Source organism: Candidatus Fukatsuia symbiotica, assembly GCF_003122425.1.
Taxonomy (GTDB): domain Bacteria; phylum Pseudomonadota; class Gammaproteobacteria; order Enterobacterales; family Enterobacteriaceae; genus Fukatsuia; species Fukatsuia symbiotica.
Genome location: NZ_CP021659.1, coordinates 2,685,531 through 2,697,374, shown reverse-complemented (window position 1 = coordinate 2,697,374; position 11,844 = coordinate 2,685,531). Strand labels below are relative to the sequence as shown.

Here is an 11,844-nt window from a genome sequence, read left to right as displayed (position 1 = left end):
GTTCGAATTAAACATATTGTCAGATCAGGTTCTGTCTGATGACTATTTAATTACTCGTAATGCTGGGCGTCCTCCCCCCGTGGTGGCTCGTCGTCATCGGACGAATTATCATCAATTTTTCTGGGTGTATTATCGCCATTAATCAGTGTTAATTTGTGAGATGCTGTTAAACTTTCACTGTTAATACCAGACAGGGTTGCCGCTGCTACTTCTACGTCGGTGTTATATGCGTCTTCTGGCTCGAATTCCGTGCCCACACCATTTTCTTGGGCATAGATAGCCAATACTGCTCTTATTGGTATTTTGATATGGCAGGGGATCTGGTTAAAGCTTGCCTGAAAACTCAGTTCGGTATCACCTAATTTTAAATTTCCTACTGCTGCAGTGCCAATATTCAAAACAATTCGTCCATTATCACTAGCTTGCCCCTGGGGGATCTGTACATGAGGTTGCATGGTATCAACCAGCAGATAGGGAGTGAGTTCATTGTCAACCAACCAATCATAAAACGCTCGCAACAAGTAAGGGCGGCGTGGACGCATGCTTGTTATTTTCATAGCAGGTTAACCTTTTGGACGCATTTCACGTTCAGGTTCAGTGAGTGAGGCCAGAAAGCTTTCACGCTCAAAAACGCGGCTCATGTAGCTTTTTAGTTCTTTAGCACTTTCTTTACAGTTTAGTAAATTATCGACTTCCAGTACCTTTAAACGCCATAGCAATGGAGCCAGGAAGCAATCCACCAAGCTGAATTCATGACTCATAAAGTAAGAAAATGTTTTGAACGTTGGCGCAATTTCTAATAATGCTTCGCTCAACTGTTGACGTGCCGCCGTTGCTTCCTGGGTATTAGCCTGTTCGATTTTAGTTTGCAATGAATACCAGTCATTTTTTATACCGTGCATCAGCAAACGACTTCTGGCACGGGCTATCGGATAAACCGGCATCAGGGGTGGATGCGGATAGCGCTCATCCAAGTATTCCAGAATGTTAAGGGACGGATATAGTGTTAGGTCTCGTTCTACCAAAGTTGGAACGGTGCAAGAAGGATTGAGATCGCGCAAATCTTGTGGCGGATTATCGAGGTTGACATCCTCAATTTGAATACCAACACCTTTTTCCGCCAGTACGATACGTACTTGATGGCTAGAAATGTCGGTCGAACCGGAAAACAACGTCATCACCGAACGTTTGTTGGCAGCGACAGCCATAAAAACCTCCAAGTTAGTCTAAAAAGGGTGAAAATGAACACACAAACGAACGGTAGTTTACCAGATTTTGCTTGTTTTGTGGGGGTGGTAAAATATTTCATTACGACTAAAAAACCCGGCATTAAATACCGGGTTTCTAGCATCAACTTTATACCGTAAAAAATTAACGCTTGGAAAACTGTGGGCGACGGCGTGCTTTGCGCAGACCCACTTTTTTACGCTCAACTTGACGTGAATCACGTGTTACGAAGCCGGCGCTACGCATTGCACCACGTAGACATTCGTCATATTTCATCAGTGCACGGGTAATGCCATGACGAATAGCCCCCGCTTGACCTGAGATACCACCACCTTTTACCGTGATGTATAAGTCAAATTTTTCTTCCATGTCTACAAGTTTCAACGGTTGACGCACCACCATACGAGCTGTTTCGCGACCGAAGTAGTTCTCCAGAGTACGTTGGTTAATTGAGATCTTACCGCTACCCGGTCTAGCAAAGACGCGGGCGCAAGAAGTTTTGCGACGACCAGTGCCGTAATATTGATTTTCAGCCATTACTATAATCCCAATTAAATGTTCAGAACTTGCGGTTGTTGTGCCGCGTGTTGGTGCTCGTTACCTGCGTAAACTTTAAGTTTACGGTACATTTCACGACCCAAAGGCCCTTTCGGTAACATGCCTTTAACCGCGATCTCAATCACTCGCTCAGGGTGGCGGGCAATCATTTCTTCAAAGGTCGCTTGTTTAAGACCACCGACGTAACCGGTGTAACGGTAATAAATTTTTTCTTTGCGTTTGTTACCCGTTACCGTAATTTTCTCCGCGTTTAGCACGACAATATAATCGCCAGTATCAACGTGTGGAGTATATTCCGCTTTATGCTTCCCGCGTAAGCGGTGACCCAGCTCAGTTGCGAGACGACCCAACGTTTTACCAGCAGCATCAACAACATACCAGTGACGTTCTAAAATTTCTGGTTTAGCTACCAAACGGCCCAAAATCTCTCCATTCGCATCAACGACAGACCAATCGTGCTTTACAGCTCTTGGGTGTGTGAGGTGAATGATGGTTTTATCGTTTTTACTAACAACAGACCAATCATCCTGGTCTGTTGTAGTGCCTGGTTTTGCGATACGAGCCACCGTTTTTCCACTAGAATCAACAAAATACCAGTGATAAGACTGTGTAGTGTTGCTGCTTTCATCGACGACACACTCATCGTCAACGTTAGTTGTGTCAACAAAATCATGCTTGTTGCTGACAGTTCTCCGTTTCACGAGACGACCAAGAGTCTTATTATCTGCACCAACAACATACCAGTTAAGAGTATCTGGCTTAGCTGTAAAAGTTTTCATTAAACACTTACCCAATTAATAAGTTACATGTTAGTGAACACTCAGATGTGTAAAAATTTGAGGTTCACAGAACTATCTGGTTTAGCAAACTACTGTTACTAATAATCCAAGAGCGTATTCGAAATCTGTTATGCCTGCTGATACACCGTTAGAAATCAACTCAACATACTCATTTACTCTCTTCATTAGACCTCTTGCATAACCTGCTGCGTGGTGTGAACTCGGCGTTATGCAATGCTAGCAATCCTTATGTACCTTACTGCGCTCCAGGTGCCTTGACTTCACATAACGAACAACGGTTTTGCAAGAAGTCTATTGTATACAGTAACCACGCTATCTCTCCACAGGTTAACACGGTATGACCGGTCACTAAATATTGTACGCTGTGTTTTAATCTTGTTTACATAACAAACTACGATTTCGCAAGAGGTTTACTGTAAAGTTTCTGGGAAAAAAACTTTGTTGGCAACACGGGGTCGCGGGATTATAGAGAACTTAACCATAAAGATCGAACTGTTTTTTTCTAGATAAGAGCATAAATTGGACACTGACATTAGACTTCTTGTAAAACCGTTGTTCGTTATGTGAAGTCAAGGCACCTGGAGCGCAGTAACGGCACGGTACACAGTACATGAGGATTGCGAGCACCAGGTAACGCAGAATTTGCAGCGAGTATTTGCAAACACATAGTAGGTTTTTCAAGCAGTCTATTGGGTTGGCGGCATCCTGGATTCAGGGAATGTGTGGCAGTTTGAGGTACTCTTCGCTTTGCATCTCTTGCAAACGTGACAAGCACCGCTGATATTCGAATTTGAGATGTTCTCCTTGATACAATTCGTACATTGGCACTTGTGCAGCGATAATAAGCTTCACTTTACGTTCATAGAATTCATCAATCAGTGCTAGAAAACGTCGTGCACGATTTTCATTATTTGCTGCTGTTCCTGCAGCTACCATACAGGGAACATTGTGTAATAACACTGTGTGATACTGTTGTGACAGTACAACATAATCTGAAGAGCTACGGGCTTCTTCACACAAAACATAAAAATCAACCGCTAATATTCCCTCGACCCTACGGATCACATGCATTGGTCGGTGATTAATTTGCAACAGGGACGATGCTTTCCCCTCAGCCCCCGCTAGTTTGATAAAAATCTGCATCATTTTTTGTTCTGTTTGCTGATTCAGGGGTGTCAAATATAAAGATGCCGACGTTAATGAACGTAGACGATAATCAACACCAGCGTCTACATTCATGACCTCACAATATTGTTTTATTAACACAATAGCGGGTAAAAACCGGTCTCGCTGCAAACCGTTATGATAAAGATTATCCGGTGGGATGTTCGATGTGGCGACTAAAGTGATCCCTCTGGCAAAGAGCGCTTCTAATAGCGTTGCCAATAACATGGCATCAGTGATGTCCGAAACAAAAAATTCGTCAAAACAAAGCACATCAGTCTGGGCTTTAAATCCGTCCGCTACCTTTTCTAACGGATTTTCATTCCCCTGAAACTCGGTAAGCTGCTGATGAACCCGCAACATAAAACGGTGAAAATGGAGTCGTAGTTTACGTTCTCCAGGCAGGCTACGGAAAAACAGATCCATGAGCCAGGTTTTTCCTCGACCGACTCCTCCCCACATGTACAATCCTTGCACAGGTTGATTGAGCAAAGAAGATTTTTGTTTACCGAACAAACGAGCTAAACGCCCATACAAGGTGTCAGGCGCTTGTGGTACACCTTGGCGTTGGATAACCTCTTGACAAAGAGTTTCCAGACGAGTAACAGCCACGTGTTGTATATCATCTGACTGAAAACCATCGATGCTCAAGGCATGTTGGTAAAGTGACGTAAGAGTATTTGGTTGTATTTTTATCAACAATCAAGATTCCATTGAGACAAGGTTAGCGGTTATAGTGGCTATTATTAATTAGATTTCTTGCAAAACCTACTACGTATTTGCAAATACGTGCTGCTAATTCTGTGCTACCTGGTGCTCGCAATCCTTATGTACTCGCATGTACACTGCGGTTGCTACGCTTCAGGTGTCTTGACTTCACAGCATTTGCTACGGTCCTGCAAGAAGTCTATTGAAAAACTTTACTGAGCAACGAAATCAACAAAGGAGTTACCATGACTTGGGAGTATACGCTGATTGGGTTAGTCGCTGGAATGTTAATTGGTGCCGTAGTGATGCGCTTTGGCAACAGCAAGCTGCGTCAACAACAAAAGATGAAAAATGAACTAGACAAAAATAAATCAGATTTAGAAGCATACCGTCGAGAACTGGTCGGCCATTTCGCTCGTAGTGCTGAATTGCTCGATAATATGGCGCGTGACTATCGTCAGTTATATCAGCATATGGCGAAAAGTTCGAACGATCTGTTGCCCGATCTGCCCTTGCAGAATAGTCCTCTGCATTACCGGATCACTGAATCTGAAGTTGACAAGGATAAACCTTCGATAAAAGTACCACCACGTGACTACCCTTAGTGGTTACCCGTTTTAACCAAGATCCTTGATCGCGCCTACTCGCACTATGCGCTAATTTTATTAGGCTTCTTGCAAAATCTACTATGTGTTTGCAAATACGTGCTGCAAATTCTGCGTTACCTGGTGCTCGTAATCCTCATGTATTCACCTGTACCGTGTAGTTCCTATGCTCTAGGTGCCTTGAATTTGCAGCATTCACTACGGTTTTGCAAGAAGTCTATTGTTAAAGGAGTCATTTTATGTTGATGAAAGTAGAAAAAGATTTGGTTGTTAGCTTGGCTTACCAGGTCCGTACTGAAGAGGATGTTCTAGTTCATGAGTCCACTCTAAGCGAACCATTGGAATATTTACACGGGCATGGCTCGTTGCTTATCGGGTTGGAAAAAGCGCTCGAAGGTCATCAAGTGGGTGATCGTTTTGATGTCTACCTCAAAGCATATGATGCTTATGGTGCTTATAGTGAAGAGCTGGTTCAGCGTGTGGAGAAAAAAGTTTTTATGGATGATGAAGGACTGGATCTAGAGGTGGGGATGCGTTTTTTGGCGGAGACCGATCAAGGTCAGATTCCGGTAGAAATCACCACAGTGGAAGATGAACATGTGGTGGTCGATGGTAACCATATGCTGGCAGGTCAAAATTTAAGTTTCAAGGTTGAAGTGCTCGCCATTCGTCAGGCGTCTGAGCAGGAGCTGCAACATGGACACGTTCATGGTGCACACCATCATCACGAGCAGGATGATAGTTGTTGCAGTGCCTAAAAGGATTTTTTGCGCAATAGACCTTTTGCAAAACCACAGCGAGTGCTGCGACGACGTGATTTGGATCCTATGTTGCTGACCTAACATTTTTTTTCGATTAGAGGAACTTCTTTACCTCACGCACGTCATAGTATGTGCAAGACACGCATTCGTTATTATCATCCTTGTTATTGAGATGTTCATTTGGCCACAAGTATGTGGCCTTTCTTTTTTTAACGATCCGTATAGCGCAGAAGATATCTTTCAAAGTCGAGTTCATCTTCTTGTTCTAGTTCATGCTGTCTTTGCAACGAAGCATGATGCTCATCAGATAGTTGCTTTTCGGTAAGGAGTTGAAGTGGTTCATTCTGTAACATTTTACGATAGTGTTTTGCCAAATCTAGACCTGGATTACTTGTTCTATTTTCTTGCTTTTTCTGCTGTAGTTTACATAAAATGCGGGCAGAATAGGTCAGATCCGGATTATCAAAATACGCAACCAACTCATCACAAACCTGCTGATACGCCTGATTATCCTTGCCATCCAAGACTCTCGCGATGCGCCGTAAATCGGCAAACAAAATTTTACCCACTCCATTCAGCGGTTGCTCTACTGCACAACCCATATCAACAGTCTGCTCTGGTTTACGTCCTTCTAGGATCACTCTGTTCCAATTTTTACGCGTACCGAGCAACTCATCAGCGCTCATTTCTGGTACATCGACCAACGCACACCAGATTAGAAACAAATCGAGAAAACGAATTTGCACAGCTTCAACCCCAATGGGTGAGAAAGGATTGATATCTAATGAGCGCACTTCAATGTATTCAATACCACTGTGTAACAAAGCATCGGACGGTGATTCGCCTGTTCTGGTGACCCTTTTAGGCCGAATGGGTGCGTATAATTCATTTTCTATCTGTAACACATTAGTATTGAGTTGCAGATAATCTGTATTTTTTTGCAACTCCAAAGCCGCGAATGTTGCTGAAGGTGTACTAATAGCACGCTTTAACCCCTCGACATAACTCACTAGATCGTTGTAAAGAACCACCAGATTGCTTTGTGATTTATTGTTATACCCTAAATCGCTTAAACGCAAAGAGGTGGCATATGGCAGATAGCAGAGGCCATTTTGATATTTAAAAGCCAATGAGGTTTCTCTTCCTTCAAGGAATGAAGGACAAATTGCGGGTGAAGCACCAAATAAATAGGGAATAACCCAACCGAAACGATGATAGTTACGGATTAGACGGAAATAACCGGCTGAAATTTCTTCTTTACCACTTTTTTCATCGGCAATGCCGACCCTTTTCTGCCAGAATATCAGCGGTAAAGAGAAATTATAATGAACGCCAGAGATGGTTTGCATCAAAGCGCCATAACGATTCTTCAAACCCTCGCGATACAAAGCTTTAAAACGACCTATATTTGAAGAACCATAGGTGGCAGGTTTAATGTTTTGTTGCGCTTTGATAAAACAGGGCATACTCAACGGCCACATATTTTCATCACCCAGTTTACGTGCTGTGTAGCGATGAAGATCACGTAAAAAAATGAGCAGATGGTCAATATCGGTATCAACGGGGGTAATAAACTCTAGCATGGCTTCAGCAAAATCAGTGGTGATCCACCGATGCGTCAATGCGGCACCCAAAGATGCTGCATGTGTGGTTTCTGCTAAGTGCCCATCGGCAGTAATTCTTAATGTTTCCCGTTCAACACCACGACGGATCCCTTGTAATACTTCAGGGTTTGCTTCCAACCAGGAAAGCGCTTGCGATACATCCGGGGTCAAATTGGCCTCCTGCTACAAAAAATCAGGATGCGTTAGCATACTGAGGTTCTAAGAATACTATCACTAAACAATGCGTTGTAATGTCATCATTGTCAATATAGTTTAGCCTGGTAAGTTGTTTCGAAATCTATTCAGCGAAGGGGACCCTGTCACTACGTTTTAGTAATCTGACACTGGCTAATATATGACTCTGTGACAACTCTAATAAAATAGTTTTATTATCTAAGACATAGAATGTAGGGCGGCTGATAAAAATAGGATTCTTTAGTAACAGATTAAGAACCTCATCATCTATATCATTCGGTGTCATTGAAATAATTTCTCTTTCAAATGTATTATTCTTGATATCAACAACACGATAAAATAAATTTCTACTTACTTTAAGCATGGCTTGTTCATCATACACATCAGAAGAAAATTTTATTACTTGGCCCATAATGCTGACACGGGAATTAATATGATATTGGCCATTTTGCGTGGAGAGAAAATAGTTATTCTTCCAATATCCACTTAGTTGATACATTGGATTGTAATAAGCATGCAAGATACCAAAAAATATGCCCAACAGACAGCCAGAACCAATAGCAGTGAGGTAGAAGAAAATTATTTTCTTAGGCATGTCAATCCACCTTTATAGGGTTTACAGACTAAATAACTATTATCACTATTTTTCTTTAATAATAGATACGGTGGTTTCTTATAAGTATGTAAAAATTCAGCATCAATATCTTTATCTAAATTAATCGTGATAGGTAAGTTTTGCGGTTTAAAATGAAAAACATTAATCTGATTTCTGTCAAAAAATAATAGAAATGACAATAAAAAAACAAGTAAAAAAATACCAGTACCGATTAACCATGTAGAAAAAGAAAGTGTATTAAAAGTGAGTACCCGTTCCGATTTTTCGATGAGATCTGTCGGTCTTTCTGGTATCTTTAAATCCTCGGTATATATCGTTTTCGGCTCTAGAGTTAAGCAATAGCCTTTTTTAGGGATGGTGATAATAACTTCATGGTTCTTATCATTAATGGCATTACGTAAATTGCTAATTGTTTGTGTTAGCGTATTTTCAGTAACATAGCTTCCCGCCCATATAGACTGCTCTATTTGCTGTCGTGAAACAGGATGTGGATAATTTTCATAGAGCAAAGTAAGAATCTCAGACTCCTTATTTCTTAGTTTCACTTCTTTACCCTCTTTTTCAATAGTACGAATTCTTGGGGTAAAAGAAACATCTCCAATAAATATTTTATCCATTTTATTTATCCGCTTAGCTGAGGAGAACATAATATATTTTTCCCGTATTCTCTAATGTCATCTGAGCTATTTTTCGCTATTTTAAACATTTTTTAGACAATCGCCTTGAGCTACGTATCTGCAATGACAATCAACGGAAAAAATTAATCGAGTTAACTGATAAGAAAATACAATAAGTTGGTAAGAAACCAAAGAAATATTTAACTGATCAACAGTTAAGTCACTAAAATTGATAAAAAATCAAAAAATTAAAAAACGTATTGTAAACAAAGTTATAAAATATAAACTAGTTAAGAATTACCAAGATAAAACTTAAATTTATAATGGATTAATTCATGCAGTTTTAAGAAAAAATAATTTATCTTTTAAGATAGCACTAACTTAAGATCAATGGATTATTTTTAAACAGTCTGTAATTTTTGACTCTCTATTTCATCAATATAAAAAATAATTTAAATTTTGTTGAAAAAATAAAAATGTCACTCCAGATATTGCCAAGAAAGGGCCGAATGCAATGGATTGTTTCATTTCTTTTTTGAATAATCGCAATGTAATATAATAGATAATACCTAAAGAAGAAGAAATAAATGTCAACAATGGAATAACTTCCCAACCGAACCAGGCTCCTAATGCTGCCATTAATTTAAAATCACCGTATCCCATGGTCTCTTTACCTGTTAACATCTTCATAAACCAATAGGTCAACCAAAAAAATAGATAGCCTAAAACCGATCCGATGACTGCGGAATGTAAAGAACTAAACATATGATTCAGGTTCAATAATAAACCGCCGCAAAGTAAAGGTAGAGTTATACAATCGGGTAATATCTTTTCGTTTAAATCAATAAATGCGAGAACAACTAATGACCAAGTCAATAGTAATGCGGCAAGTTGTCTCCATCCATCATTGTAATTCATCATAATAAGAACGGTAAGTATCGCGGTTAACATTTCTACAATAGGATAATGTAAACTGATTTTATTATTACAGCATTTACTTTTTCCTCTGAGATATAACCATCCTAAAATGGGAATATTATAGATTAGCGGTATTTTTTTCTGACAATGAGGGCATGAAGAACAAGGAATAAATAAATTATATTTTTTTATATCGAGATCATGGGTGTTATCATTTAACAGACCTATTTCTTTATCCCATTTATTACGTAAAATAATAGGAGTACGATATATTATTATATTTAAAAAGCTACCAACACATGAACCCAAAATAATAAAAAAAATAAAATATCCGTAAAAATAGTATTCAGTCATCATGATTTCCTTATAGAACCACATAAAAATTATTTGCCTGTATGAAATCTGGTTAATAGAAGCGAGCTAACCAGGACATTGTCGTTTTGTTTCATATTTTTAATTATGTTTATTTTATGCACGCTAATACCATAAATTATTTCCAGATCAATTAATAACATTAACAATTCGTTTAAGAGCACATTATTTATTCTTATATGAATATTGTTAGCCTGTTCATCGATAAGTGTAAAATATATTTTTCTATCATTAGTTATACGTCTTACGATAACATTAATATCTTCTATATTGTTATTTTCTTCAGGTAAAACTGACTTGAGCATCATTATTTCTTTTCCCAAGCTAACTATAGATAACATAGTATTATTTGCCTGTGTAAATTGATAAATACTTTGTTCTTTATATTTTAATGCCGGCAATAATAAAAGATAATAAAGAACCATTATCGTTAATAAAAAGATAAATAATACTACCAGTGATTTTACTTTAAAAGATAATGTATTAACTTGATCAATCAAATTTTTTATTTTCTTCATACTGTTCCTTAAAAAGGGATAAATTAAAATTATTACCTTTTCTGTTATCCACTTCAATGCTAAAGTTTTTGCCAAAATGGGAAGCTAATTGACTAATTATATCTTTATCTATAAGATTAAATCTAACCCCTAATTTTTTTTCATCTTGATTGAATTCAATTTCAGTAATATTTACTAGGGGTTCGGCTAACAAAGGTAAATTAATTTTTGCCATCAACTGCATAAAAATAGAACACGGATATCTTTCTTTTAAAACAGAAAGATATTTTTTATCAGCTAGATTGATATTGGTAATATTATTCGCTACTGGGTTGATCATGTTATAATAATCAAGTGATTTATTGTTAATATATTCTGCATGTTGATTATTCTTATAACCATCAAAAATCAGTCTTGAGAAAAAAATCACAAAAAAAATAAAAATTATCAACGATAATCTACAGAATTCGTCGATATATTTTTTCTTTTTACTATGAGCTATAAATTCACCTTGTAAAAAATTAATTTTTACAGAATCTACATTTTCTGCTAGTAAAAGTATCGGCTCGATAGAAGGATGAGATATCCAGTGAATATCACTTTTTTCTTGTGTACTAAAAGTATGAATAGTTTTAGGATGAATAACATGAGGAATCAGTTGGTTAAAGTCAGATGAATTGATTAAAAAACCCGATACCTGATCTTTTCTGATTAGCCATTGCTGATCAAGTTTTATTGCCGTCCAAGCATCATCAAATGAAGGTAACGCGAGGATATCAGGAATTAGGCTATCAGCTGAAAGCTTAGCAGATTTTAACCATTGTAGCCATTGATGGATTAAACTTTTCTCTATAGCTGCGATAAAAAAATCTTTTCCTTGTTGCTGTAATTTTATAATGTGTAATTGTTCAGCATCAGTGGCTATAAATTCTTCTAATAGATAAGGAATAGACTTTATATTCACTTTTCTTACAAATGAAATACGACGAAAAATAATACAATCAGCAGGTGCTAATATCATAGTTCGATAATGTGCATATTTAGATAATTGTATTAATTCGTGTATATTTTTAAAACATCCGTGTTTATCATTTCCTTTTTTTTCAGGTATGATGATGCTCCAATAAATAGGTTTATCTTCACTTTTACCTAAGCGAATAACCAACTTTCCTGTTATTATTGATTTTGTTTTTTCCATCGAA

At 38.3% G+C, this 11,844-nt stretch carries 11 protein-coding genes and 2 pseudogenes; 2 read left to right on the top strand and 11 right to left on the bottom strand.

Translation table 11 applies throughout. From position 1 onward, the window contains the following. Nucleotides 1-42: 42 nt before the first annotated feature. The 5 genes and pseudogenes from CCS41_RS13145 to zapE form a co-directional block, all read right to left on the bottom strand. Nucleotides 43-557 (bottom strand): annotated as a pseudogene (locus tag CCS41_RS13145) (ClpXP protease specificity-enhancing factor). Nucleotides 558-563: 6 nt separating this feature from the next. Then, nucleotides 564-1,208: a stringent starvation protein SspA gene (gene sspA, locus CCS41_RS13140; protein WP_072550610.1), complete on the bottom strand. Its 645-nt coding sequence runs from the start codon at nt 1,206-1,208 to the stop codon at nt 564-566. 163 nt (nt 1,209-1,371) lie between these two features. Beyond that, nucleotides 1,372-1,764, bottom strand: a complete 393-nt coding sequence (gene rpsI / locus CCS41_RS13135; RefSeq protein ID WP_072550609.1) for a 30S ribosomal protein S9 — start codon at nt 1,762-1,764, stop codon at nt 1,372-1,374. A 14-nt stretch (nt 1,765-1,778) separates the two neighbouring features. Then, nucleotides 1,779-2,207, bottom strand: a complete 429-nt coding sequence (gene rplM / locus CCS41_RS13130) for a 50S ribosomal protein L13 (RefSeq protein ID WP_083429623.1) — start codon at nt 2,205-2,207, stop codon at nt 1,779-1,781. 1,089 nt (nt 2,208-3,296) lie between these two features. Then, nucleotides 3,297-4,439, bottom strand: coding sequence for a cell division protein ZapE (zapE, locus tag CCS41_RS13120; protein WP_072550617.1), 1,143 nt, complete (start codon nt 4,437-4,439; stop codon nt 3,297-3,299). 263 nt (nt 4,440-4,702) lie between these two features. On the opposite strand from zapE, the gene zapG reads away from it, so the two are divergent. Together zapG and slyD are read left to right on the top strand one after the other, a co-directional pair. Continuing rightward, entirely contained in the window at nt 4,703-5,062 is a 360-nt protein-coding gene (gene zapG, locus CCS41_RS13115) for a Z-ring associated protein ZapG (RefSeq protein WP_072550608.1), read from the top strand. A 245-nt stretch (nt 5,063-5,307) separates the two neighbouring features. Next, a pseudogene (gene slyD / locus CCS41_RS13110) lies at nt 5,308-5,811 on the top strand (peptidylprolyl isomerase); the annotation flags it as partial. Nucleotides 5,812-6,032: 221 nt separating this feature from the next. Here the strand turns inward: slyD and gshA are convergent. The 6 genes from gshA to gspL all read right to left on the bottom strand — a co-directional run bounded on the left by gshA (nt 6,033) and on the right by gspL (nt 11,840). After that, nucleotides 6,033-7,598, bottom strand: a complete 1,566-nt coding sequence (gshA, locus tag CCS41_RS13105) for a glutamate--cysteine ligase (RefSeq protein WP_072550607.1) — start codon at nt 7,596-7,598, stop codon at nt 6,033-6,035. 127 nt (nt 7,599-7,725) lie between these two features. Beyond that, nucleotides 7,726-8,217, bottom strand: a complete 492-nt coding sequence (locus CCS41_RS13100; protein WP_083429621.1) for a hypothetical protein — start codon at nt 8,215-8,217, stop codon at nt 7,726-7,728. Beyond that, the gene (locus CCS41_RS13095; RefSeq protein WP_072550606.1) at nt 8,202-8,855 is read right to left on the bottom strand and encodes a winged helix-turn-helix domain-containing protein; all 654 of its coding nucleotides are present in this window, start codon (nt 8,853-8,855) and stop codon (nt 8,202-8,204) included. The genes CCS41_RS13100 and CCS41_RS13095 overlap by 16 nt, the downstream gene beginning before the upstream one ends. A gap of 435 nt (nt 8,856-9,290) precedes the next feature. Next, a complete protein-coding gene (locus tag CCS41_RS13090) occupies nt 9,291-10,130 on the bottom strand; it encodes a prepilin peptidase (protein ID WP_240313779.1) in 840 nt (279 codons plus the stop codon). Nucleotides 10,131-10,156: 26 nt separating this feature from the next. Beyond that, on the bottom strand, nt 10,157-10,663 hold the full coding sequence (gene gspM / locus CCS41_RS13085; protein WP_072550604.1) for a type II secretion system protein GspM: 507 nt from the start codon (nt 10,661-10,663) through the stop codon (nt 10,157-10,159). After that, complete coding sequence (gene gspL, locus CCS41_RS13080; protein ID WP_162860084.1) at nt 10,638-11,840, bottom strand: type II secretion system protein GspL; 1,203 nt, start codon at nt 11,838-11,840, stop codon at nt 10,638-10,640. Before gspL ends, gspM begins: the two co-directional genes overlap by 26 nt. Between the last annotated feature and the right edge of the window lie 4 nt (nt 11,841-11,844).